Origin of the sequence: Pseudomonas sp. ADAK13, assembly GCF_012935715.1 — a bacterium.
Lineage (GTDB): Bacteria > Pseudomonadota > Gammaproteobacteria > Pseudomonadales > Pseudomonadaceae > Aquipseudomonas.
The window spans coordinates 3,251,700-3,275,745 of record NZ_CP052860.1; the positions used below are offsets into that span (position 1 = coordinate 3,251,700).

The following is a 24,046-nucleotide window of genomic DNA, read 5'->3' on the forward strand; positions in this document are numbered from 1 at the left end:
AATGTGGGAGCTGGCTTGCCTGCGATAGCGATGTGTCAGGTTAGGTATCTGTTACTGATACACCGCCATCGCAGGCAAGCCAGCTCCCACAGTTGATCTACAGCGTGTCCAAAAAAATATAAAAACAACACAGGTCCCTTGCGATGCACAATCAGATTGCCAGCTTTCGTGCGGCACTCGACGCCCGTCCGGTGTCGCGCTATCAGTGGTTGATTCTCTTGTTGCTGGCTCTGTTGCTGGTCACCGACGGCTACGACGCCCAGGTCCTGGGCTACGTGGTCCCGGCGCTGGCCAAGGACTGGGGCCTGGAAAAAGCCGCGTTCGGCCCGGTGTTCAGCGCCAACCTGTTGGGGCTGACCCTCGGTTCCCTGGCCGTCACGCCACTGGCGGATCGTTTTGGTGTGCGGCGCATCCTGCTGTGCTGCGTGCTGATCTACGCCAGCCTCACGGTGCTGATGGTGTTCGCCAATTCCCTGAATACCTTGATGGCCGCCCGCTTTATCTGCGGCATCGGCATGGGCGGCGCGATGCCCAGCGCCATGGCCTTGATGTCGGAATATTCGCCCCCGCGCCTGCGCACGTTGATGGTGACGCTCGCGGCCTGTGGTTTCTCCTTTGGCGGCGCGGCGGGCGGTTTCGTGGCCGCCGGGTTTATCGACAGCTTTGGCTGGCAGGCGGTGTTCCTGGCCGGCGGCGTGACGCCGTTGTTGCTGTTCCCGTTTCTCGCCTGGATGTTGCCCGAATCCCTGCCGCGCCTGCTGCGTGACGCACCGCCGTATACGCGCCTGCAAAAAGTCACCGCGCGGATGTTGCCGGGCTGGCAACCGCCGCCAGCGAGCGAGGCAGAAAACCGACAGGAGCAAGGTAGCAAACTGACGGTGGTGGAGCTGTTCCGCCATGGTTACGCACGCCCGACCTTGCTGCTGTGGGCGACGTTTTTTGTCAGCCTGATCCTGCTGTATTTCATGATCAGCTGGCTGCCTTCGCTGTTGCTGGAAAGCGGCCTGGGCCTGAACGAAGCCAACCTCGTGACCTCGATGTTCCTGTTCGCCGGGACCTTGGGCGCCATCGGCATGGCCTGGTTTGCCGACCGGCTGAAAAGCAAAGTGCGCCTGCTGTCCGGCGTGCTCGCGGCGGCCGCGGTGTGCACCATTCTGTTGGGCCTGAACCACGACAATCCGCGCTATCTGGTGGCCTGCGTGTTCGCGGCGGGTTTCTGCATCATCGGCGGCCAACTGACCCTGAATGCGTTCGCCAGTAACTTCTACCCGGCTCACGTGCGAGCGACCGGTACCGGTTGGGCATTGGGCGTCGGCCGGTTTGGTTCGATCCTGGGGCCGCTGTTTGGCAGCCTGCTGCTGGCGATGCACATTCCGGTGCAGCAGATTTTCTTCTTCTGTGCGATTCCGGCGGTGATTGCTGCGTTGTTGATTATCCAGGTGCGCTCGCCAAAGAGCACGGTGTCACAAGGCGCTGATGCGTTAGCGGCGCCGGGCGCTGATCACGCGTAACCCCCACCCGGTGGACACGCTGCCATCACGCTGCCGAAGGTGGGTGATGGTGGCCAGGAAACGCTCTTTCAGGCGGGCCTTGGCGGGCGGTGTCAGCCGGTCGATATCGTAGGTTTCTTTTAATGACGTCCATAGTTCCTCTGGCTGAGGCTGCCAATGGACGTCGATATCTTCGACGCTGAGGTCGCTGAAGTGGTCTTCCAGCAACGTGTGCCAGCCGGCTTCATTGCGGGTGCGCGGGTCGCCCATCGGCAGGTTGGGCAGGCGGTCTTCCTCGGCGATTGGACGAAAGGCTTCCAGAAACGCCACGCCGACTGGGCCCAGTAGAAAGCTTCTGCCAATCAGCACTGCCAATGTGCCACTGCTGCGCAGGACTCGCTGCACCTCTTGCAGCACCTGGTCGAGGTCATCCATCAGCATGATCGCCATGTGCGACAGCAGCACGTCGACACTGGCTGTAGCCACACTCAATGATTGGGCGCGTTCCTTGAGCAGGGTGACCTCAACTGGAAGACGCTCGCGGGCGGCGTCGAGTTCTGCCTGGCTCATGTCGACACCGATCAGTTGCAAGCCGGGTTGCTGACGGTCGGCCAGCAGCTTGAGCAGATAACCATCGCCGCAGGCCAGGTCCAGGACGGTGAGTGGGCTGTGTGTTGCCGGCACGTGCGCCGTCAACGCGGCATAGGAAGAGCTGTATTTCACCGCCCTCAGTTCGGCGAACGCCGCGCTGGTGGTGCCGGGCTGGCGCTGGTGGAAATCTTCGAGGTAACGTTCGGCGGGGGAGCGCAGGGGCATGACAACCTCATCCATGGGGCGGTACAGCTTACGCCAAGCCGGTCAATGCACCACAGAGTTAGGCGGCAAATGCCCCAGCCGCTCGGTCAGGCGCAGGCGCTGGATCGGGTCTTCGCTGAGCATCAATGCATGCTCAAGGTCAAAACGCTCGGCATTCGGGCAATCCAGGCGCTGATACAAACTGGCCCGGGCCAGGTAATCGGCGGCGCTGGCATTGCCCAGCTCCAGCACCCGCTCGGCATCCACCAGCGCAGCCAAGTGCTCGTCGTTGGACAGGTGCAACTGGCGCAGATTGCGTGACAGCCGTTGCAGGATCGAACGCGGTTCTGCGGTGTGCAGGTGGTCGGCCTGCAATTTGAGATTGGGCCCGTACTGGCGAGTCAGCAGTTCGCGGCAGTCGTTGGGGTACAGCCGTCGGCCGCCGCAGGGGTCGAGCAGATGATCGGCCCCCGGTACGCGCAACAGGAAGTGTCCCGGAAAGTTGACGCCCACCAGGGGAATGTCCAGGCGTCGGGCCAGTTCCAGGGCAATCAGCCCCAATGCCAGAGGCTGCCCGCGCTTGCGCTTCAACACCTTGTCCAGCAGGGCGGCGGCGGGGCGCAGTGGCGTGTGGTCATCCTGGGCAAACCCCAGGTCGTTCATGCGCCGTAGCAGTGGTTGCCCCAGTTCATCCGGCGGCAGCATCGGCATGCTGAGGCTGACCAACTGTTGCAACACCTTGAAGTCCTGCAGGATGGCCAAAGGATCGACTGCCGGGTCGTGCTCGGCCGCCATCCACAGCGCAGCTTCAAACAGCGCGGGCGGTGACCGTTCCAGGCAGGCGAAAAAGGCTTTGCGGGGATTCATTGGGTTCTCCGGCGGATGTCTCGTTTTAGCCTTGCTGTGCACTTTCGTCCAGTACCTTGAGAAACGCCCTGCCTGTTTATGTCGCAAACCCTTTAAAACCGGTGGCCTTATTCCTGCGCGCTTCAGCAGGCTTTCGCTGGCAGTCCTATACTTGGCGCCTACAAGAAGTGATTCGGGAGCTCGACGATGTTTGCGCTCATGCACAGCACCCGCCTTGAATCGCTGCACCTGAGCGTCGACCCGGCCACCGGGTTGAAGGCGGTCATTGCCATCCACAACAGCCGCCTGGGCCCCGCCCTCGGAGGTTGCCGCTACCTCTCTTACCCCGACGATGAAAGTGCCGTGGCGGATGCCGCGCGCCTGGCCCAAGGCATGAGCTACAAGGCTGCCCTGGCCGGTTTGCCGGTGGGTGGCGGCAACGCGGTGATCATCCGCCCCGCCCATGTCGAAAGCCGCGCCGCGCTGTTTGAAGCCTTTGGGCGCTGCATCGAGCAGCTTGATGGCCGCTACATCACCGCCATCGACAGCGGCACCTCCGTGGCCGACATGGATTGCATCGCCCAGCAGACCCGCTATGTCACCAGCACCACAGCGGCCGGCGACCCGTCGCCTCACGCCGCCATGGGGGTATTCGCCGGCATCCGCACCACCGCCATGGCCCGCCTGGGCAGCGATAATCTTGAAGGTTTGCGCGTGGCGATCCAGGGCCTGGGCAACGTCGGTTATGCCCTGGCCGAGCAACTGCACGCCGCCGGGGCCGAATTGCTGGTGAGCGACATCGACCACGGCAAGGTGCAACTGGCCATGGAACAACTGGGCGCGCACCCGATTGCCAACGAAGCCTTGCTCAGCACCCCGTGCGACATCCTTGCGCCCTGTGGCGTGGGCGCGGTGTTCAACCGCTACACGGTCGCGCAGTTGCGCTGCGCGGCGGTAGCCGGCTCTGCGAGTGCGCAACTGACCAACCTGCAAGTGGCCGATCAACTGGAAGGGCGTGGGATTCTTTACGCGCCGGACTACGTGATCAACTCCGGCGGCCTGATCTACGTCGCCCTCAAGCACGGTGGCGCAGAGCTGGAAACCATCACCGCGCACCTGTCGAACATCGGCACCCGCCTGACCGAAATCTTCGCCCACGCCCAGGCGGAAAAACGCTCACCCGCGCGGGTGGCGGATGAGCTGGCGGAGCGGTTGCTGTACCGCTGAAGCGGGTCAACGCTGATATTTCTCCCGGGCCAATTGGCCCACGCCCATACGATCAAGGATGTGCATCGGGCACAGAATCGTGACCCGCACGGTTCCCGGCAGGCGACTGATTTCGATGGAACCGTTGATGGTCGCGCGGTTGCGCACTTCGTCGATCGGCAGCCCGGTCACGGCGGCGGCGCGTTCCAGTCCGTTTTCTGTCGCGACATTAAGATTTGTCCCACTGCCGATAAAGGTGATGGGGGCGTTCTCCTCGATCTCCACCTGGCCCCAGCGCTCGCCCAATGCCTTCACCCGCAGGCGTTGTTCCGCGTTCATCGGGCGCGCCATGGGCGGCAGGTCATCGAGGTTTTGCAGCAGGATCGGACCGTCCAGGCTCAGGCCTTTGATCACGTGCACCGTCAGTTCGGTTTCTCCCGACACATCGGTGGCATGCCCGGCAATTTCGCCGTTGCCCTGCTGGGCATGCATATCACCCATGTACACCCCGGCGCCGGGGACTTTCACCGGGCAGATCAGGATGCAGCCCTCGCGCACCGAATTGGTGTCCATGTGGCCATCGGTTTTCGCGGCGTGCAGTTCTTCGTGGGTCATGCTGTAGCGATGGGGCGCGCCCACCAGGTACTGGCCGAAGTCGCCGCAGTTGTGGGAGTCCGGCAGATCCCGTGAAGGCGTGGTGCCGATATTGCCCAGGAACGGGCGCATATGCGCAGCCAGGCCGGGGATGTCGGCGCGCGCCAGGGACAGGATCGAATGCTGGGCCGACAGTTCGGGCAGCGCCGACAGGTCCGAGGCCTTGCCGGCCAGGCGGTCTGCCACGGCCTGGTTGACCGTCAAACTCACCTGATGCTCGGCATCCAGGACGATCACGTAGCCATTGCTGAAGCGGAATGCACTGACTTCGGCGCCGCAGGCATTGCAGCGGATAGCGTCTTCGCCAATGCCTTCGACGTGGCTGGCGGGGTGCTCTTGCCCGCAGTTGGAGCAGAACTTCGCGACAAACGGGTCGCCGTGGTAGCGCCCCTCGACAAAACTCATGACCCCCGAGGACGTGGCCAGGGAGGTGACCCGCATGCGTGTGATCTTCAGCGCCACCGCGTCCCCAACTTCTGCCCCGGCGATGAACACCGGCTGGGTGACTTCATGGCCGCCCTCGAAGGCCGGGGTGATCATCGGGCCCCAGCAGCCGGGCGGGGTGCCGGTGATCAAGGTGCCCCCGTCGGCCAGTGGCCCGAGCATTTTCTGGCTGGGGCCGAGCAGGCCGTTGGTGTAGGACGTGACGCTGAGGCGGTCGACAGCTGGGAGGTTATTCATTTTGTTTTCCTGGCCCTGGGTGATTGAATGTTCAACAGGCTTCATCACTTAACCGCCGGTGTGTATCTGTCGTGTGTCGCGCTGCCGCGATTGCCGGTCCGTGTGTATCTGAGGCGCATCCATACACACTCTGATACACCCGCAGTGGCGGACACGGGCAAATACAGATATCTCTGTTATCAAACCCATCAGAACGAGGTTGGCATGTCCAAACAAACAGCAGGGCGCTCCAGCGGGCGCATGATCACCTTCAAACGTCCGGATGGCGGGGACGTCAACGGCTACTTGGCCAGCCCGGCAGTACTCGAAGGCGCGCCGGCGATCGTGGTGATCCAGGAGTGGTGGGGCGTCAACGATCAGATCAAGGGCGTGGCCAACCGCTTGGCGGAATGCGGTTACCGGGTGCTGGTGCCGGACCTTTATCGCGGCGCCTCCACGGTGGAAGAGGAAGAAGCTCACCACCTGATGGATGGTCTGGATTTTGGCGATGCGGTTTCCCAGGACATCAAGGGCGCTGTGCAGTACCTGCAGGCAGACTCGAAAAAAGTCGGCGTGACCGGTTACTGCATGGGCGGGGCGTTGACGTTGTTGGCGCTGAACGCAATTGCGGAAGTGGCTGCGGGCGTGGTGTGGTACGGCTTCCCGCCGCTGGAGTATCTGGATGCGTCGAAAATCAAGGCGCCGCTGATTGGGCACTGGGGCACGCAGGATGCCTTCTTCAACATTGACACCGTGGCTGAGCTGGAGTCAAAACTGCACGCAGCGGGTGTGGACGCGACTTTCCATCGCTACCTGGCGCGCCATGCGTTTGCCAACGAGACGGCGATTGGTGATGGTCGGATTGCAGACACGCAATACGATGCCGCCTGGTCGCAACTGGCGTGGGACCGCACGTTGACGTTCTTTGGCAAGACCTTGTGGTAGGCATAAAACACGCTTTACCGGCCTACACATAACCCTGTGGTGAGGGCTTTCTATGGTGAAAGGGCTGGTCCTGTGGTGAGGGGGCTTGTCCCCCGCTGGGCTGCGAAGCGGCCCCAAAACAAGCAATGGTGTACCTGCTGAAGGAATGCGGTGCTCTTACTGGGGCTGCTGCGCAGCCCAGCGGGGGACAAGCCCCCTCACCACAGGACAAGCCCCCTCACCACAATAAACTCCAGCTACAACAATCCCGCTGACAAACGGCAACGCATCACTCAGCCTCTGGCTGCCCAATCTCGGCCAATACACTCGCATTGTTCTTGAACGCCGCCGCAAACGCCGCGCGGTTCTTGGCCATGAAAATACCGGCATCTTCAGCCTGCTTCTCGCTCAAGCCTTCGACGTTTTTCAGCAGCACTTCCATCAGGGACTCTGCCAGTTCAAGCATCTGGTCGTGTGCGTCGGCAAGTTTGCGATCCACGAATGTAGTCTCCAGGTCACGGGTACTGCGATACAGGGTTTCAACAGCCATTTTTCGGCCTCGTCATCGGTGCAGTATTGAAGGGAGTTGCCCTTGGTTCGGGTGTCGCCAAGTGTTCTCGCGACTACTGTATTTATATACAGCTAAAAGCATAAGCCAATCCATGGGCTTTGGGTAGTGGCTTTTTAATGTAGCTGGCAAATGCTGGTTTGCCCTATCGGAAACTTCTCACAGGTTGCTGGGGTTGCAGGGGCGTCGTTCAGTGGCTTACCTTCTCCGGGCTTCGCTTATGCGGTACACGAGTTTGGCGGCTCGAATTTAAGGAGCAAACATCTTGTAAATCCAAGGAATTGCACCATGGTAAAAATGACTGCCTGTTTTTCTGAATCGCCTCTAAAACCGCCTACCGCGCTTTTCGCTGTGACCCCAAATACTGACACCGAAACGTTACTCGCCAACGCCAGCGAAACGTTGAACAGTGCCCGTGAAATGGCCAGCAGTTTGGCTTTTGAGCTTGAGGGTCCACAGCGAAGTTTGCTTCTGGCGATCCATCAACTGCTGGAAATGAGTGGTTTATTGGTCGATCAAGCGTTGGATCAAGTCGCCCCGACCTGACCTAAATCCCCCGGTCACCGGGATCGTTGGATCGTTCCCACGCTCTGCGTGGGAATGCATACCGTGACGCTCCGCGTCACCTCTGCGCGAAACCATGGGGCATGGGACGCGGAGCGTCCGGGGCGGCATTCCCACGCAGAGCGTGGGAACGATCATCACACCCGGCAAGCAGCAAGATAAGTGCCTAATGTCACCCCGCCACCATCTCACTCCCTGTTCCCTGGCCTTTTTTCTGCATGCAGAGAAACCGTCACGTCCAACCCGCATTATCCGGTCGAGCCGACCTAAGGAAGCATCATCGTGAAAATCAACTGGGCTGAAAACCTGCGCAAGACCGTGCACCAACTGGCCGAGTCCTTGGGAAATCTGTTCGTCGAGACCTTCCACTACCTGGCGCTGTTCGCCATTGGTGCGGTGACCGCCTATGCAGCGGTGATGGAATTTCTGGGGATGCTGGAAACGGGGCACATCAAGATCGATGACATCTTGCTGCTGTTCATCTACCTGGAACTGGGGGCGATGGTCGGGATTTACTTCAAGACCAACCACATGCCGGTGCGCTTCCTGATCTACGTGGCGATCACCGCGCTGACCCGCCTGCTGATCTCCAACGTGTCCCACCACAACCCGCCCGACATCGGCATCATCTACCTGTGCGGTGGGATTCTGCTGTTGGCGTTCGCGATTCTGGTGGTGCGGTATGCATCGTCGGCGTTTCCGTCGGTGAAGGTCGAAGGCCCGCGCCGCAAGGGCGAGGCGAGCCTTGAAACAGAGAAAGGCGAGCTTTAAAGCCCGGCACTCAGCGGCGGCCGGCTGACCGGCGGCCGCTGCAACACTTTGTGGCTGTCCCCGTCGGTCATCACCGCCAATATCTCAATCGCGCTGTGCCCCTGCTCAATCGCAATCCCGAACTGCACACTTTGCACCAGCCGTTTCAGCCGCTGCGGGTCGTTGCGTTGTTCGGCGCTGATCATGCGTTTGGCCACTACGCCGTCTTCGTCGGACAGGGTCAGCATGATGCTGCCGTCCAGCCGTTGGATGCTCAAGTTGACCCGGTATTTCGGGGCGAAGGTGTCGGTGATGATCTGAAAAGGATTGTCCATGGTGCGTTACCGCCTGATAAGAACATGCAGTCATTGACGACCGGTGTCGGGATTAGTTCGCGTTTCCTGACCACCGGCCATTCTCTCGCTGAGGTTTTCACAAGGTCCGTTTTCCTCAGTAGCTGTACAGCAAGGGGCGTGCCGTACAAGCGTTCAGCATTGCCTTGAATTAACTGTGGGAGCTGGCTTGCCTGCGATTGCGGAGGATCAGCCGGCATTTATACCCACTGATCCACCGCCATCGCGGGCAAGCCCGGCTCCCACAGGGTGCGGCGTTCACTCAAGTCGTGGTGAGTGTGTCCTGTTTCAGGGCATGACCGAAAAAACGATCGCAGACAGCGCAATCAAGCCGATCAATACCACAAACACGTTGGACACCTGGCCCGAGTACTGGCGTAAAGATGGCACTCGACGGATGGCGTACATCGGCATCAGGAACAACAGGCAGGCGATGATCGGCCCGCCCATGGTTTCGATCATGCCCAGGATGCTCGGGTTGAACGTGGCCACGGCCCAGCAGGTGAGCACCATGAACAGTGCGGTGCAGCGCTCCAGCCACTTGGCCGACATGCTGCGGTTGCGCCCGCGCAGGGATTTGACGATCAGGCCCTGGAAGCCCTCGCTGGCGCCGATGTAGTGGCCCAGGAAGGATTTGGTGATGGCCACCAGCGCGATCAACGGTGCCGCGTAGGCAATCACCGGCGTTTGGAAATGGTTGGCCAGGTACGACAGGATCGAGATGTTCTGCGCCTTGGCTGCTGCCAGGTCAGCCGGCGACAGAGCCAGTACGCAGCTGAAGCAGAAGAACATCACCGTCAGCACCATCATGCTGTGGGCCATGGCCAGGATGCCGCTGCTTTTGCGCTCGGCCTGCGGGCCGTACACGCGTTTTTGATCGACGGCGAAGGCGGAGATGATCGGCGAGTGGTTGAAGGAAAACACCATCACCGGGATCGCCAGCCACAAGGTCTTGAAGAACACCGGCAGGGGCATGCCTTCGCTGGCGGAGGCGAAGAAGGCGCCGTTCCAGTTGGGGATCAGGCTTACCGCCAACAGCAGCAGGGCGGCGACGAACGGGTACACCAGCACGCTCATGGCCTTGACGATCACGCCCTGGCCGCAGCGCACGATGGCCATCAGGCCGAGGATCAGCACCAGCGACAAGATCGCCCGGGGCGGCGCTGCCATGTGCAGTTGGTGTTCCATGAAGCTGGTCAGGGTGTTGGTCAGCGCCACGCTGTACACCAGCAAAATCGGGAAGATCGCGAAGAAGTACAGCAAGGTGATCAGCTTGCCGGCGCCGATGCCGAAATGTTCTTCCACTACATCGGTGATGTCGCCGGATTTGCCCGACAACACAAAGCGCGTCAGCCCACGGTGGGCGAAGAAGGTCATCGGGAAGGCCAGCAACGCCAGCACGATCAACGGCCAGAAGCCGCCGACGCCGGCGTTGATCGGCAGGAACAAGGTGCCGGCACCGATGGCGGTGCCGTAGAGGCCCAGCATCCAGGTGGTGTCGTGTTTGTTCCAGCCGGTTGTTACGGTGGTCGTGGTCAGGTCTACAGCGGGATTTTCGGCAGCAGGTGTACGTACATCGGTCATCGTTATTGCCTCGTTATTATTTTTGCGCGGGCTCACGTTGGGACGGTCAGGGAATGCTCCTCAGCATTCCACCCAGCTAACGGCCAGGCCGCCCCGTGAAGTTTCTTTGTATTTGTCGTGCATGTCGGCGCCGGTGTCGCGCATGGTGCGGATCACCCGGTCCAGGGAGATGAAGTGTTTGCCGTCGCCGCGCAGGGCCATTTGCGTGGCGTTGATTGCCTTGACCGCCGCGATGGCATTGCGCTCGATGCACGGCACCTGAACCAGCCCGCCGACCGGGTCGCAGGTCAGGCCCAGGTTATGCTCCAGTCCGATTTCGGCGGCGTTTTCCAGTTGCTCCGGGGTCGCACCCAGCACGTCGGCCAGGCCCGCAGCAGCCATGGCGCAGGCGGAACCGACTTCGCCCTGGCAGCCGACTTCGGCGCCGGAGATCGAGGCGTTTTTCTTGCAGAGGATGCCGACGGCGGCGGCAGCCAGGAAGAAATTCACTACGTCATCGTCGGACGCGTCCGGGTTGAACTTCATGTAGTAGTGCAACACCGCCGGGATGATCCCCGCCGCGCCATTGGTAGGTGCGGTGACCATGCGCCCGCCGGCCGCGTTTTCTTCGTTGACGGCGAGGGCGAACAGGTTGACCCATTCCATGGCCGACAAGGTTGAAGTGATGACGTTGGGTTTGCCGATTTCCAACAGGCTGCGGTGCAATTTCGCCGCGCGCCGTGGCACATCCAGGCCGCCGGGCAGGATGCCTTCGTGGCGCAGGCCTTGTTCGACGCATTCACGCATCACCGACCAGATATGCAGCAGGCCGTTACGGATCTCGGCATCGCTGCGCCAAGCCCGCTCGTTGGCCATCATCAATTCGGAAACCCGCAGGCCGTGTTTGTTGCACAAGGCCAGCAGTTCGACGGCGCTGGAGAAGTCGTAGGGCAATTGCACTTCGCTGGTAGGCGCAATGCCGGATTCAGCTTCCGCCGCTTCGATGATGAACCCGCCGCCCACCGAGTAGTACGTCTGTTCGCTCAACAGGCCGTTTTTGCCGTAGGCGTGCAGGGACATGGCGTTGGGGTGGTAGGGCAGGCTTTCGTCCAGCAGCAGGAGGTCGTGTTGCCAGTTGAAGGCAATCGAGTGGCGGCCGGCGAGCAGCAATTGGCCGGACTCGCGAAGTTGATGGATGCGTGGGCCGATGCTGGTGGGGTCGATGCTGTCTGGCCATTCGCCCATCAGGCCCATTACGCAGGCGCGGTCGGTGGCATGGCCGACGCCGGTGGCGGACAGCGAGCCGTACAAACGCACTTCGACGCGACGGGTTTCGTCGAGCAATTGCTGGTCGGTCAGCGCCTGGACGAAGGTCGCCGCCGCCCGCATTGGGCCGACGGTATGGGAGCTGGAAGGACCAATGCCCACCTTGAATAGATCGAAAACACTGATAGCCATGCTAAACCCTTACAAGCAATGGAGTAGGAATCGCTGCCATCTTTTGTAGGACAAGCGGAATTGGCGCGATACTGAGCCTCTGGATCGGCACTGACCAACGAATTATCCTAAGACACCCTTTAGCAGGACTAAACCCTATGGCTCGCCCGCTTCATGGCCAGACTTACGTCTGGTTGCACGTTTTTTCCTGCGCCGCGCGGCATTTGTCGTTCACCCGCTGCGCCGAAGAACTGCACATCACCCCGGGCGCGGTCAGCCAGCAAATCCGCCAGTTGGAAGAGCGTTTGGGCTTCCGGCTGTTCCACCGACGCGCACGCGGGGTTGAGCTGAGTGCAGAGGGCCAGCGGCTGGCGATCACCGTGGGCGAGGCCTATGGCAGCATCGATGCCGAGTTGCAGCGGCTGGATGCGGGGATGATCAGCGGTACGTTGCGCCTGCGCTCGATTCCGTCGTTTCTCGGCAAATGGCTGACCCCGCGCCTGCCGCGTTTGCAGCAGCGCTTCCCGGATATTCAACTGCGCATGGTGGCCGAAGACAGCAGCATCGCCCTGCACGAGGGCGACTTCGACCTGGCCATCGACCTGAACGACGGCAGCTACCCCGGGTTGTTATCCACAGCCCTGTTGGACGAGCAGATCTTCCCGGTGTGCGCACCCAGCCTGTTGCGCGGGAGACCGCCGCTGCATGGCCCCGCTGACCTGGTGCATTTCCCGCTGTTGCACGACATTACCGCCTGGCGTGGGAGTTATGAGTACGCAGAGTGGGAGTTTTACCTGAATGCCATCGGCTACGACGCTGCCGACGTGCGGCGCGGGCATACCTTCAACCGTAACCACCTGACCATCGAAGCGGCGATTGCCGGCATGGGTGTGGCGATTGCCCGGCGCACCTTGCTCAATGACGAACTGGAGCGTGGCACGTTGATCGTGCCGTTCGGCCTGGCGGTGCCTAATCACAAACGGTATGTGCTGCTGTATGCGCCGGGCGCGCTGAGCCATCCGGGCGTGCGGGCGGTGCATGACTGGCTGGTGGAGGAAGCCGGGATTTTTCGCGGATTGCACCCGTTGGGAGAGGGGCAATTGTAAGGAAGTTGGCGGTAAGAAGATGTAACCAACTCCCCACCCTAACAGCGTTTTTGGTTGTAGTCAGGGTTAATTTGTAATGTGGGATTTATCTTTGCAAAGGGCTTGAAATGTTCCTCTGTCTGCTCAATTGTGTAATCAGGAGGTCATGGTTTTCACCCATCCGGTGAAGCAGGAATGGCCTTCCGCGAGCTAGCTGAAATAAGGGAAAACTATGCAAATCCAAGTCAATAGCGATAACCATATTGAAAGCAGCATCCGACTGGAGGAGTGGGTACGTACCACCATTGAGAGCACGCTCGAACGTTATGAAGAAGATCTGACCCGCGTCGAGGTTTATCTGCGGGACGAAAACGGTGACAAGCCCGGTCCACATGATCTGAGTTGCCGACTGGAAGCACGGCCAAAAGGCCATCAACCGATTTCGGTCCTCCATAAAGCCGATACGCTGGAACAGGCGATCGATGGTGCGGCCACCAAGCTGGAGCATGCGCTGGAGCATCTGTACGGCAAACTGCGCGGCAAACCACGCGCCGCGGGTCAAAGCCTGCCCAATACCAAGGCTGACGAGGCCGAGCTTGAAGAGGAATTCCTGGAAAACGAACAGGCTGCGCTTAACGGCTGATAGCTGATACTTTTTCAACCCCACTGAAAACGGGCCTGCAGATGCAGGCCCGTTTTTTTATGCGCAAAAGGTCAGCGCGAGCTGCGTCGGAAAAAGCTGCGGCTCAAGACCGCCAGTGCGCACGCACCCAAACCGGCGTACACCATGGCCCAACCGGCACCGTTGCGCAGCGCGGCCTGGGCGATCACCTGGCCCTGGGGCAACACCTCCAGCTTGCCGGCGGCGATGTCCTGGCTGAGGGTGGCCAGTTGTGCGGTGTCGGGCAATGCGCCCGCCAGGTAATGAGCGATCCCGAGGATCAATACCAATCCCATCAATGCGATATTGAGCGCCAGGGTGATCAGCCGCGCACTGAAGTCGATGCCCGAGGCCATGCCCGCGCGGTCGGACGACACCGAGCCGGTGGTGGTGTTGGTGGTGGGCGAGTTGGTCAGCGCCAAGCCGCTGCCAGCAATCCCACAGGCGATCAGGATCAATACCACACTGGGCTGGTCGCTATGGTTGATCGCGGCCATGGCCATAAACCCCACGCCCATCAAGCCCAGGCCCAACGGGATGATGCGTTCGGCGCCGTAGCGCAGGGCCAGGCGTTCGGCCAGCGGCGGTACCACCAGCGTGGGTAGGGTGTAGGCGAGCAGGGCGAGCCCGGTGAGCATTGTGTCGTAACCCAGGCCGGCCTGGAAATACAGTGGCAGGTAGATCATGAAGGGCCAGAAGCTGAAGTTCATGCCGATCGAGCCCATCAGAGCGCCGTTGAAGTGCGGGATGCGAAACACCGAGAAGTCGAACATTGGGTGCGGGCTGCGCCGCTCAATCACCACGAACAACAGCAAGCCAGCCACCGACAGTCCGGCCCAACCCAGCATGGCCGGTGTGGCAAAGCCGCTCGCGGTGCCTTGGGTGATGAAGTAGACCAGGGCAAACACCGCCAGGGTCAGGGTGGTCATGCCGGCGATGTCGAGGCGATGGGACGCTGGGTCACGGGATTCCTGCACGCTGATGCGCAGCAAGGCCAGGGTGACCAACGTGAGCGGCACATGCACCAGGAACACCCAGCGCCAATCCGCGACGGCCAGAATCAACGCGCCCACCATCGGCCCGAAACCCAGGCCCACACCGGCGATCACGCCCCACACCGCAAACGCCCGTGCCCGCGCCGCCGGCTCGCTGAACTGGTGTGACAGGATCGCGAACTGGCAGATCATCATGGCCCCGGCACCCACGCCCTGGACAAAACGCGCCGCAATCAGCGTGGAGGCGTCGTTGGCCAGCCCGCAGGCCAGCGACGCCAGCCCGAATACCCACAGGCACAGCACCAGCATGCGTCGGCGGCCAAAACGATCGGCCAATGTGCCGGCGGCCATCAGCACGCTGGTGCAGGCCAGGGTGTAGGCGTTCATGATCCATTGGGCGTCCTGGAAGCCGGTGCCCAATTGCTGTTCAAGGGTGGGCAGGATGACCGGCACGCTGGAAATCTCCAGCCCGAACATCAGCGCCACCAGGCACACGGCGGTGAGCGCGAGGCCGTCCCTGGCGGTACGCGGCGGGCTGATGGCGGATACAACGGCGTCGGATGGCATGGCCTCTTCCTTTCGATGGGGGAAGGTGTCATTTTTACGGGAATAGGATTCTTTATTGGCGATACTTCTTCCTGTAATAAGGGAATTAAGGGCGACAAACTACGATGGCTACCCCGCGCTTTGATGGTGTTGAACTGTTTTTGCAGATCGTCGAAAGCGGCAATCTGACGGAGGCCGCCGAACGGCTGAACCTCACGCGCTCGGCGGTGGGCAAGGGCCTGGCTCGCCTGGAGGCGCGGCTGGGCACGTCTTTATTGCAACGCTCGACCCGGCGCCAGCGTTTGACCGAAGACGGGCAGGCCTATTACGAGCATTGCCTGCGTGCGCTGGCCGAGCTGGAAGCCGCCGAATCCGTGCTGGAAAGCGGCCGCCAGCAACCCCGTGGACGGTTGCGTGCGAGCTTGCCGCTGGCGTTCGGTCACCATTATGCGGCGCCGGCGTTGTGGGGGCTGATGGACCGTTTTCCGCAGTTGGAGATCGAGATTTCCTTCTCCGACCGGCTGATCGACCTGGCCCAGGAAGGCTTCGACCTGGCGGTACGCATCGGCGCGTTGCCCGACACCGACCGCCTGAGCGCCCGCCGCCTGGGCGAACAGGCGATTGCCCTTGCGGCGTCACCCGCGTACTTGCAGCGCACACCCAGAATCGACTCCATCGACGACCTGGCCGGGCACCGGGGCATTGCCTATCGCAGCAATGCCTCGCACCGGGAGCGGGTGGCCTCGCCGTTGATCCTCGATGACCTGCAGGCCGTGGCCGATGCCGCCATTGCCGGGGTCGGCCTGGCCTGGTTGCCCAGTTGGCTGATCGCCCACTACGTGTTGCGCGGGCAACTGCAGGCGGTACTGCCGGGCCACCGCGAGCAGCCGATGCCGATCCATGTCATCTGGCCCACGGCGACGCACATGCCGGCCAAGACCCGCTGTGCCATCGACGCGTTGGTGGCCGGCACACCGTCGTGCCTGGCGGGCAGTTGATCAGAACGCGATGGACGTCTGCAGATACAGCGTGCGCGGCTCACCGACGTATTTGCCCTTGTTGTTGTCGTCAAACGAGCGGGTGTAGTACTGCTTGTTGAAGATGTTTTTCACACCGACCGCCACGTTCAAGTCCGACAGCTGCGGGCCAAAGTCGTACGCCGCGCGGCTGCTGAACAGCATGTAGCCAGGGATGCGTCCGGTGCTGCCATCGGCACTTTCCGCTTCAGTGTTGGCGTTGTCGGCGAACTGGCTGCTCTGGTAGCTGCTGTCCACATTCAACTTCCAGCGACCTTCGGTGTAACCCACGCCCAGCGTGCCTTTGTGCCTGGAAGAGAAGGGCACGCGGTTGCCTTTGTTCGGGCCGTCTTCGCGGATGGTGGCGTCGACGTAGGCGTAGGTGGCGTACACATCAAAACCGGCGAGCGCGGGGCTCAAGCCGTCGAGGGCATAATTGATGCTGGACTCGATGCCCTGGTGACGGGTCTCGCCACGGGCGATCACGGTGTCGTTGGTCTGGTTGCTGTCGTACTGGTTGTCGAAGTTGATCAGGAATGCGCCGATTTCCGCGCGCAAGGTGCCGTTGTCATAGCGCGTGCCGAGTTCCCAGGTACGGGCCTTTTCCGGCTTCACTTCGCCGCTGGTCACGCGGTTGGGCATCTGGCTGTACTGCACGCTGCCGAACGAACCTTCGGTATTGGCGTAGAGGTTCCAGTCATCGGTCAGGTGGTAGAGCACGTTCAACGCCGGCAGGGCAGTGTTGTAGTCACCCTTGTATTTGACGTTGCTGAGGTTGTTGGTCTGCTGGGACTCGATCATCTCGTAGCGGATGCCCGGGGTGATGGTCCACTTGCCGATATCAATCCGGTCGTCGACGAAGAATGCGTTGGCTTCGGTGCTGCCCCGGGTGTCGCGGTCGTTGCGGCTGTCGGTGGTGGGCAGTTGCTGGTTGGCGGCAATCGGCGTGCGGTAGCGCAGTTCGTGGCCGGCTTCGTTGATGTAGCGGTAGCCCACGCCCACTTCGTGGCTGGTTGGGCCGAGGTCGAAGCCTTGGGCAAAGCGGGTTTCGAGGCCGCGTACCCAATACTCGCGGGGCGACAGGGAGAGGAAGCTGCCCTGGTCCAGGTAACCACTGCGCAGGGTGGTGGTGAAGAAGCTGTTGACGGTGAATTCCCGGCGGTCTTCCTGGTAGCGATAGCCCGCGTTGAACATCGTGCGGCGGCCCCAGAACTGGTCGTAGGGGCGGGTGGACTGATACGGGTCGGCCTTGTAGGCCGCGGTGCTCAAACCACCGGGCATATCGGCCTTGCCTTCGTAGTACTGCGCCATGGCGTTGAAGCTGTTGGCGTCGTCCAGCTGGTATTTGCCCTTGAGGATCAGGTCGTCGATGCGGGTGTCGCTGTTTTCGCGCCAGTCACCGCCACGGGTGCCGGAATACAGGATCGCGCCGCCCAGGCCGTTGTCTGCCGTGCCGCCGGCCAGCAGGTTGCCGGTGGTTTTGAAGCCGTCGTGGCTGGAAGACGGGCTGGTTTCGGTCTGCAGGCCACCTTTCACCGTCGGCGCATCGGGAATCGCGCGGGTGACGAAGTTGACGATGCCGCCGACGTTCTGTGGGCCATAACGCACGGCGCCGCCGCCGCGCACCACGTCCACCGCGTCCATGTTGCCCATGCTGATGGGCGCGAACGACAACTGTGGCTGGCCATACGGCGCGAACGGCACCGGGATGCCGTCCATCAAGACCGTGGAGCGCGAGGCCAGGCGAGGATTGAGCCCGCGAATGCCGAAGTTCAGCGCCATGTCGTGGCTGCCGGTGCCGTTGTTTTCCGGGGCGTTGACCCCGGGAATGCGGTTGAGCACGTCGCGGGCCTGGGTGGCGCCCTGGCGTTCGAATTCTTCGCGGCGGATCACGTCCCGTGCGCCCGGGTGTTCGAAGACGTTGGTTTGTGCCGCATCTCCCAGCCAGTCACCCACCACGTTGGAGGTGCCCAGCTCAAGGGTGGCCGGGGCATTGGCCGGTTGCAGACTGAAGGCATTGTTGCCCTCGGCGCGGGCTTGCAGGCCGCTGCCTTTGAGCAAGGCGTTCAAGCCTTCCTCGGCGGTGTAGTTGCCCGACAGGCCGTGGCTTTGCACACCGGCCGTCACGTCCGAGCCAAACGAAATCAGTACGCCGGCTTCCCGGCCAAATTGATTCAATGCCGCTTCCAGCGACGTGGGGGCGATGCGGTAGGGCTTGGCATCAGCCGCCATCACGTAGGGCACGGCGCTGAAACTGAGGCTGGCCCCCAGCAACAAGTGGCGCAGGGTGCGGGCGAGGGGCGTCAGGCGGGTCGGTTGCTGGGGCATGAAGTGCGGTCCTGAGAAGGAAGGATCAAGGGGGCTTTCCTTCTCTGTCACGCGAGGGCTGGAAAACGGCTCACGGGTTTTGAAAATAATTCAGGCACGGGCTTCGACGGTCACCCAGTAGCGGGTAAACCGCCGGACCTTGACCGGCAGGCTGACCTGCAGCAGGTCCAGAATCCGCTCGCTGTCGTCCAGCGGGTAACTGCCGGAGATCAGCAGGTTGGCCACTTGCGGGTCGCAGTTGAGCTGGCCACGGCGATAACGGCTCAGTTCGGCGAGGAAATCTTCCAGGCGCATGTGGGCTGCCACGAGCATGCCATCGGCCCAGGCACCGCTGCCGGCATCCGTGGAGCGGGCGGTATCCCAGCCTTTGCGGGTGAAATTGACCTGATGGGCCTTCTCCACCGACAGCGGCAAACCGCTATAGGTGTTGGGCATCACGTCAACGTGCCCATCAAACACCGCCAGCTGCGTGTGATCGTTGAACTGCCGCACGTTCAGCCGCGCGGCCTGGGCGCTGAGCAAGCCCTGGGTCGTGATCACCCGCAGCGGGGTGTTGCCGGGTTTGGCGGTCAGCAGGATTTCGCCTTCGAGCAAGCGGATCAAGCGTTGCTGGCCATCAAAGTGCACATCCACCGCGCTGCCGGTGTTGAGCTGCAACTGGCTGCCATCGGCCAACTGGAACTTGCGCCGCTGGCCGATGGGGCTGCGGTAATCGGCGCTCAACGGCGGCAGGATATGTTGCTGGCGCAGGCCCCAGGCCGCTGCCGAGCCGGCGCCGAGGATCAGCAACAGTTTCAGCGCCTGACGGCGGCTGCCGGATTTCGGCGCATTCAACGCGGCGTGAGCCAGGGGCGAGGGCATCCCGCGCAACCGCTGGTTGACCCGCTGGATTTGCTCCCAGGCCCGCTGATGTTCGCTGTGGGCGTCCAGCCATTGTTGCCAGGCTGCCTGTTTGCGCGGGTTGAGCGGGCCCTGCTGCATTTCCATCAGCCAGTGCACCGCTTGTTCGGCGACGTGGGTAGAGAAGCTCATAAGGCGAAGTAGCAGCGCATGGCCGCTTTATTCAGGTGGCGCTTGACCGTGGCGATGGAGATCCCCAGTTCCGCGCCGATTTGCGCGTAGGTCAGGCCGTCGAGCTGGGACAGCAGGAACGCGCGTTTAACCACGGGCGCCAGGCCATCCAGCAGTTGGTCCAGCTCCATCAGGGTTTGCAGGATGATTGCTCGCTCTTCCTCCGACGGCGCCACGTGCTCGGGCATTTGCGCCAGGGCGTCGAGGTAGGCGCGCTCCAGGTCCTGGCGGCGATAATGGTTGAACAGCACGCGCTTGGCGATGGTGGTGAGGAAGGCGCGGGGTTCGATCAGCGTCGGGGTTTCCCGTGCTGTGAGCACGCGAATGAAGGTGTCCTGGGCCAGGTCGGCGGCGCTTTCCGGGCAGCCGAGCTTGCGTCGCAACCAGCCGGTGAGCCAGTGGTGATGGTCTTGGTACAGGACTTCGACGGTGTTGGACGGCTGCAACGCGAACACTCCGGCAGCATGCGCATGCTTTAGAGAACAAGAATTGTTCGCATTGTAGGGCGAGTAGGACGGTTCGGCAATTGCCAGGGATGCGTTCTCTTTTGCTTATGAGAATATTTATCATTAATATTGCGCACTGACGATCCTGGCGCCCTGTGCATGAAACGCAAAACCTCACTTCCCGTGTCCTACCGTCTGGCCGTGACTTCGCGCGTGCTGGCGGCGGTGGTCGGCGGTTACCTGCTGGCCTCGCTGGCCAGCGTGTGCATGACGTTGTGGCTGCCCACCGGCCGCGCCGATGCAGTGATCAGCGGCATGCTCAGTTCGTTTGTCTTCTATCTGTTGGCGGTGATCTGGTGTTTTGCCTGCCGTACCGCCTGGCGCGCCTGGTTTGGCGTGTTGCTGCCCAGCGCTATTCTGGCCACATTCGCCGGGTTGACGTATTGGATGGCGCGCACATGAAAGAGGGCTTTCGCCAGGCCATGGCCTGGTTGCACACCTGGGCCGGGCTGATTTTTGGCTGGCTGCTGTTTGCGATTTTTCTGACGGGCACCTTGTCGTATTTCAAAGACGAAATTACCCACTGGATGCAGCCCGAAGTGCAGGCGCATCCCGTCGACGACGCCCGTAGCCTGGCCGCCGCCCAAACGTATTTGCAGCAACAGGCGCCCAACGCCGCGCGCTGGTTTATTACCTTGCCGAGCAGCCGTGAGCCGGGTTTGTCGGTGATGTGGCAAGACAAGGTCGACCCAGGCAAGCGCGGCAACTTCGTCGAAAAACTCCTCGATCCCGTCAGCGGCCAGCAGGTCCAGGCCCGGGAAAGCAGGGGTGGCGAATTCTTCTACCGCTTCCACTTCCAGTTGCAAATGCCGTATCCGTGGGGTCGCTGGCTGTCGACTATTGCGGCGATGGTGATGTTGGTGGCGTTGATCACCGGGATCATCACCCACAAGAAAATCTTCAAGGACTTCTTCACCTTCCGCCCGCGCAAGGGCCAGCGCTCCTGGCTCGACGGCCACAACGCCGTGGGTGTGCTGGTGCTGCCATTCCACTTGATGATCACCTACAGCAGCCTGGTGATTTTCATGAGCATGGTGATGCCGGCGAGCATCCTCGCTTCTTACGGCAACGACACCCGGGCGTTCTTCAATGATGTGTTCCCGGCCACCGACAATGCGCCGGCCCTTGGCCAGCCGGGGCAGTTATTGCCGCTGGGCCCGATGTACGAACAGGCGCGCGAGCAGTGGGCCGGCGGCCATGTCGGACGGCTGGTGGTGAATAACCCAAGCGACGTGAATGCCTCGGTCAATGTGTTCCGCGCCGGGTCGGATCGCGTGGTGCACGACTTTGGCAGCACCGTCTCATTCAACGGCACCACCGGCGAGCTGTTGCGGGTCAGCGGCGAGCAGTCGTTGCCGGCGGCGATCGGCGGCAGCTTCTACGGCTTGCACATGGGCCATTTCGCTGGCCCGGTATTGCGCTGGTTGTATTTCATCTGCGGCCTGGCGGGCACGGCGATGATCGGCACCGGGCTGGTGATGTGGCTGGGCAAGCGTCAGCTCAAACACACCAAAACCGGGGTGATGCCGTTTGAACTGCGGCTGGTGGAAGTGCTGAACATCGCCAGCATGTCGGGCTTGATGATCGCCATCGCGGTGTTTTTCTGGGCCAATCGTCTGTTGCCGGCAAGCTTTGTCGGGCGCTCGGACTGGGAAGTAAACGCGTTCTTTATTGCCTGGGGCTTGAGCGTTTTGCACGCCATTGTCCGCCAGGGGCGCCGTGGTTGGATCGAGCAATTGAGCGTGGGCGCGATGTTGTTTATCGGTGTGCCGGTGCTCAACGCATTGACCACATCGCAGCACTTGGGTGTGTCGCTGGCCAACGGCGACTGGGCCATGGCCGGCTTCGACCTGACGTGCCTGGGCAGCGGCGTGTTCCTCGCGTGGGCTGCCTGGAAAATGCAGCACCGACGCGCCCCTCAGCCCAAGGCCGAACGTGCCCGGCCGTTGACCCTCAAGGGCGAGGTGAACTGAATGCTGTTGGCGCTGCTGCTGTGTTACGCAGGGTTTACCACGTTGTGCCTGTCCATGGACCGCCACCATGGCGAACTGCTGCACAGTAAACCCTCGCCCCGTCGGCGTCTGGGTTTGCGCGTGGGCGGCTGGCTGCTGCTGATCGTCTCGATCTGGCCGGCGGTGCTCGCGGCCGGTTGGAGCCAGGGTTTGGTGGAGTGGTGCGCGGTACTGATGCTCAGCGGGTTGCTGCTGGTGTTGCTGTTGCCGTATCGGCCAAGGCTGGCCTTGATTCTGGCGGGCGTCGGCCTGCTGGCCAGCCCGGTTGCGGCCTTCGCCACCCTTTGAGTTCATCCTTGATGATCACCACGCCACCCGAACCCAACGAACAGCACGCAGACGCGGCAGGCGGGCGGGCGCATTTTCTGCAGGTGTTCCTGTCCCAGCGTTCGCAGATGGAAGCCTTGGTCAGCCGTCGCGTGGGTTGCCGTGCGACGGCGGCGGACCTGGTGCAGGATTTGTTCCTGCGTTTCTGGCGCCGGCCGCTGGTGCAGGTCGAGGAACTCAGCACCTACTTGCTGCGCTGCGCGGGCAATATCGCCATCGACCACCTGCGCAGCGAAGGCGCCCGGGTGCGCAGCAGTGAAGGCTGGCTGCCCGAGCAGCAGGATAACCAGGGTTCCGAACCCCAGGCTGCGCTGGAAGCGGGCAATGACTTGCGCCATGTCGAAGCAGCCTTGCGCAGCCTGCCGGAACGGACCCGGCAGATTTTCCTGCTCAACCGCATCCATGGCCGCAAGTACGCGGAAATCGCCAAGGCCATGGGGCTGTCCCAAAGTGCCGTGGAAAAACATATGATGCGTGCCCTCGAAGCCTGCAAGGCCAGCCTTCGTGACCCATCGCCAAGGAAAGCACCGTGAATTCCACTGCCAGCGTCACCCCGACGCCCGACCAGGAACAGGCCGCACTGGCGTGGCTGAGTCTGTTGCACGACCAGCCCTGCAGCGGCGACCAGGCCACCTTCAGCCGTTGGCTGCGGGCCGACCCGGCGCACGTGGAGGCCTACGCCCAGGCCCAGGTGCTGTGGGAACTGAGTGAAGTGCCGGCGAGAAAGTTGGCCGGTGAGGACGCCTTGGCGTTGCAAGGCTACTTGAGCGCGATGAACACCTCGAAGCGCTCCAGCGTGCGGCGTTGGTCCGGCGCGCTGGCGATGGCCGCCTGCCTGCTTGTGATGCTCTCGATGGGGGCCGGGTGGCAGCCGTCGCGCTGGGTCGATGACTTCGGTGCCGATTACGTCACCGCGCCGGGGGAGGTGAAGACCGTCACCCTGGCCGACCAAAGCCAGGTCACTCTGGACGCGGACAGCGCCATCGCCGTGGATTTCAAGCATGGCGAGCGCCATGTCCAGTTGCGCCGTGGCGCCGGCTTTTTCAGCGTGACCCACACCGGCGAGTCCTTTGTGGTCGAGGCCGGCAGTGGCGAAGCGCGGGTGCTGGGCACGCAATTCGAAGTGCGCCTGCAGCCGGCGGGCGCCCAGGTGACGGTGTTGTCCGGGCGGGTCGGCGTGACGCCGTCCAAAGATGGCCAGCAACAGATTCTGACGGCCGGCCAGCAAGTGGCCTACGCCGATGGTGTCGCCGATGAGCTGCACGCGGTCGACAGCGAATCGCGACTGACCTGGCGTGACGGTTGGCTCAATTATTACAAGGCGCCCCTGGCCGATGTGGTGCAAGACCTCGGTCGTTACTACCCCGGGCGTATTCTCCTGCTCAATGACGACCTCGCCGCCCGGCGTGTCAGCGGCAGTTTCCCGAGCAAGGACCCCCAGGCGGTGCTCAATGCCCTGCAGGCGGTGTTGGGGTTCGAACAACACTCGCTGCTCGGTCGGATGATCGTATTGCGCTAGGTACAGAGCGCTACGCTGCAATGGCGTAGCGCTGTCATTACTTGCACCGATTTCCCTTGAAAGTCCCCCAGCCTTGGCACATCCGTGTTTGCGGACCTTTCATTTAACCTTCATCGCAATCGCCAAAACCTGTAACCAAATCGTTACGTGATGCACGGATGATCCTCGGA

General features: G+C 62.0%; 24 protein-coding genes. 13 read left to right on the forward strand and 11 right to left on the reverse strand.

Annotated elements, in window-relative coordinates:
- Nucleotides 1-143: 143 nt before the first annotated feature.
- The gene (locus HKK54_RS14995; protein ID WP_169387119.1) at nt 144-1,511 is read left to right on the forward strand and encodes an MFS transporter; all 1,368 of its coding nucleotides are present in this window, start codon (nt 144-146) and stop codon (nt 1,509-1,511) included.
- Here the strand turns inward: HKK54_RS14995 and HKK54_RS15000 are convergent.
- On the reverse strand, nt 1,482-2,306 hold the full coding sequence (locus HKK54_RS15000; protein ID WP_169387120.1) for a class I SAM-dependent methyltransferase: 825 nt from the start codon (nt 2,304-2,306) through the stop codon (nt 1,482-1,484). The two genes, HKK54_RS14995 and HKK54_RS15000, sit on opposite strands and share 30 nt — an antisense overlap.
- A gap of 42 nt (nt 2,307-2,348) precedes the next feature.
- On the reverse strand, nt 2,349-3,152 hold the full coding sequence (locus HKK54_RS15005; RefSeq protein WP_010176964.1) for a SirB1 family protein: 804 nt from the start codon (nt 3,150-3,152) through the stop codon (nt 2,349-2,351).
- Between the two features lie 186 nt (nt 3,153-3,338).
- Here HKK54_RS15005 and HKK54_RS15010 point away from each other — a divergent pair, with 186 nt between their 5' ends.
- Nucleotides 3,339-4,358: a Leu/Phe/Val dehydrogenase gene (locus HKK54_RS15010; RefSeq protein ID WP_010176963.1), complete on the forward strand. Its 1,020-nt coding sequence runs from the start codon at nt 3,339-3,341 to the stop codon at nt 4,356-4,358.
- Nucleotides 4,359-4,364: 6 nt separating this feature from the next.
- Here the strand turns inward: HKK54_RS15010 and HKK54_RS15015 are convergent, their stop codons facing one another.
- Entirely contained in the window at nt 4,365-5,672 is a 1,308-nt protein-coding gene (locus tag HKK54_RS15015) for an acetamidase/formamidase family protein (protein ID WP_169387121.1), read from the reverse strand.
- 204 nt (nt 5,673-5,876) lie between these two features.
- Between HKK54_RS15015 and HKK54_RS15020 the strand changes: the two genes are divergently transcribed.
- Nucleotides 5,877-6,596, forward strand: coding sequence for a dienelactone hydrolase family protein (locus HKK54_RS15020; protein ID WP_010176961.1), 720 nt, complete (start codon nt 5,877-5,879; stop codon nt 6,594-6,596).
- A gap of 268 nt (nt 6,597-6,864) precedes the next feature.
- On the opposite strand, the gene HKK54_RS15025 is transcribed toward HKK54_RS15020, so the two are convergent.
- Nucleotides 6,865-7,125: a YebG family protein gene (locus HKK54_RS15025; RefSeq protein WP_169387122.1), complete on the reverse strand. Its 261-nt coding sequence runs from the start codon at nt 7,123-7,125 to the stop codon at nt 6,865-6,867.
- Nucleotides 7,126-7,431: 306 nt separating this feature from the next.
- Between HKK54_RS15025 and HKK54_RS15030 the strand changes: the two genes are divergently transcribed.
- Nucleotides 7,432-7,689 (forward strand): DUF6124 family protein, encoded by a 258-nt coding sequence (locus tag HKK54_RS15030; RefSeq protein ID WP_169387123.1) that lies wholly within the window; start codon nt 7,432-7,434, stop codon nt 7,687-7,689.
- A 300-nt stretch (nt 7,690-7,989) separates the two neighbouring features.
- The gene (locus HKK54_RS15040) at nt 7,990-8,478 is read left to right on the forward strand and encodes a phosphate-starvation-inducible protein PsiE (protein WP_003212783.1); all 489 of its coding nucleotides are present in this window, start codon (nt 7,990-7,992) and stop codon (nt 8,476-8,478) included.
- On the opposite strand, the gene HKK54_RS15045 is transcribed toward HKK54_RS15040, so the two are convergent.
- The 3 genes from HKK54_RS15045 to HKK54_RS15055 form a co-directional block, all read right to left on the reverse strand.
- On the reverse strand, nt 8,475-8,792 hold the full coding sequence (locus HKK54_RS15045; RefSeq protein ID WP_010176956.1) for a DUF3509 domain-containing protein: 318 nt from the start codon (nt 8,790-8,792) through the stop codon (nt 8,475-8,477). The genes HKK54_RS15040 and HKK54_RS15045 overlap by 4 nt on opposite strands.
- A 306-nt stretch (nt 8,793-9,098) precedes the next feature.
- Complete coding sequence (locus tag HKK54_RS15050; RefSeq protein WP_169387124.1) at nt 9,099-10,394, reverse strand: serine/threonine transporter; 1,296 nt, start codon at nt 10,392-10,394, stop codon at nt 9,099-9,101.
- A 60-nt stretch (nt 10,395-10,454) separates the two neighbouring features.
- Nucleotides 10,455-11,831 carry an L-serine ammonia-lyase gene (locus HKK54_RS15055; protein ID WP_169387125.1) on the reverse strand — a complete coding sequence of 459 codons (1,377 nt, stop codon included), beginning with the start codon at nt 11,829-11,831 and terminating at the stop codon, nt 10,455-10,457.
- 137 nt (nt 11,832-11,968) lie between these two features.
- On the opposite strand from HKK54_RS15055, the gene HKK54_RS15060 reads away from it, so the two are divergent.
- Together HKK54_RS15060 and HKK54_RS15065 are read left to right on the forward strand one after the other, a co-directional pair.
- Complete coding sequence (locus HKK54_RS15060) at nt 11,969-12,916, forward strand: LysR substrate-binding domain-containing protein (RefSeq protein WP_010176953.1); 948 nt, start codon at nt 11,969-11,971, stop codon at nt 12,914-12,916.
- Nucleotides 12,917-13,127: 211 nt separating this feature from the next.
- Nucleotides 13,128-13,538 carry an HPF/RaiA family ribosome-associated protein gene (locus tag HKK54_RS15065; protein ID WP_010176952.1) on the forward strand — a complete coding sequence of 137 codons (411 nt, stop codon included), beginning with the start codon at nt 13,128-13,130 and terminating at the stop codon, nt 13,536-13,538.
- A gap of 71 nt (nt 13,539-13,609) precedes the next feature.
- On the opposite strand, the gene HKK54_RS15070 is transcribed toward HKK54_RS15065, so the two are convergent.
- Nucleotides 13,610-15,118, reverse strand: coding sequence for an MFS transporter (locus tag HKK54_RS15070; protein ID WP_169387126.1), 1,509 nt, complete (start codon nt 15,116-15,118; stop codon nt 13,610-13,612).
- A 104-nt stretch (nt 15,119-15,222) separates the two neighbouring features.
- On the opposite strand from HKK54_RS15070, the gene HKK54_RS15075 reads away from it, so the two are divergent.
- Nucleotides 15,223-16,095, forward strand: a complete 873-nt coding sequence (locus HKK54_RS15075) for a LysR family transcriptional regulator (protein ID WP_169387127.1) — start codon at nt 15,223-15,225, stop codon at nt 16,093-16,095.
- On the opposite strand, the gene fecA is transcribed toward HKK54_RS15075, so the two are convergent.
- The 3 genes from fecA to HKK54_RS15090 all read right to left on the reverse strand — a co-directional run bounded on the left by fecA (nt 16,096) and on the right by HKK54_RS15090 (nt 19,958).
- A complete protein-coding gene (gene fecA / locus HKK54_RS15080) occupies nt 16,096-18,441 on the reverse strand; it encodes a TonB-dependent Fe(3+) dicitrate receptor FecA (RefSeq protein WP_169387128.1) in 2,346 nt (781 codons plus the stop codon).
- A gap of 90 nt (nt 18,442-18,531) precedes the next feature.
- Nucleotides 18,532-19,473 carry a FecR domain-containing protein gene (locus HKK54_RS15085; protein WP_169387129.1) on the reverse strand — a complete coding sequence of 314 codons (942 nt, stop codon included), beginning with the start codon at nt 19,471-19,473 and terminating at the stop codon, nt 18,532-18,534.
- On the reverse strand, nt 19,470-19,958 hold the full coding sequence (locus HKK54_RS15090) for a sigma-70 family RNA polymerase sigma factor (RefSeq protein ID WP_169387130.1): 489 nt from the start codon (nt 19,956-19,958) through the stop codon (nt 19,470-19,472). The genes HKK54_RS15085 and HKK54_RS15090 overlap by 4 nt, the downstream gene beginning before the upstream one ends.
- A gap of 159 nt (nt 19,959-20,117) precedes the next feature.
- Here HKK54_RS15090 and HKK54_RS15095 point away from each other — a divergent pair, with 159 nt between their 5' ends.
- From HKK54_RS15095 to HKK54_RS15115, 5 genes are read left to right on the forward strand one after another with little or no spacing between them, the layout of a single operon-like run.
- A complete protein-coding gene (locus tag HKK54_RS15095; RefSeq protein WP_010176946.1) occupies nt 20,118-20,420 on the forward strand; it encodes a DUF3649 domain-containing protein in 303 nt (100 codons plus the stop codon).
- Entirely contained in the window at nt 20,417-21,991 is a 1,575-nt protein-coding gene (locus HKK54_RS15100) for a PepSY-associated TM helix domain-containing protein (protein ID WP_169387131.1), read from the forward strand. Before HKK54_RS15095 ends, HKK54_RS15100 begins: the two co-directional genes overlap by 4 nt.
- Entirely contained in the window at nt 21,992-22,318 is a 327-nt protein-coding gene (locus HKK54_RS15105; protein WP_169387132.1) for a DUF3325 domain-containing protein, read from the forward strand. It abuts the gene before it with no gap.
- Nucleotides 22,319-22,326: 8 nt separating this feature from the next.
- A complete protein-coding gene (locus HKK54_RS15110) occupies nt 22,327-22,890 on the forward strand; it encodes an RNA polymerase sigma factor (protein ID WP_442962324.1) in 564 nt (187 codons plus the stop codon).
- Complete coding sequence (locus HKK54_RS15115) at nt 22,887-23,876, forward strand: FecR family protein (protein ID WP_169387134.1); 990 nt, start codon at nt 22,887-22,889, stop codon at nt 23,874-23,876. Before HKK54_RS15110 ends, HKK54_RS15115 begins: the two co-directional genes overlap by 4 nt.
- Nucleotides 23,877-24,046: the final 170 nt, after the last annotated feature.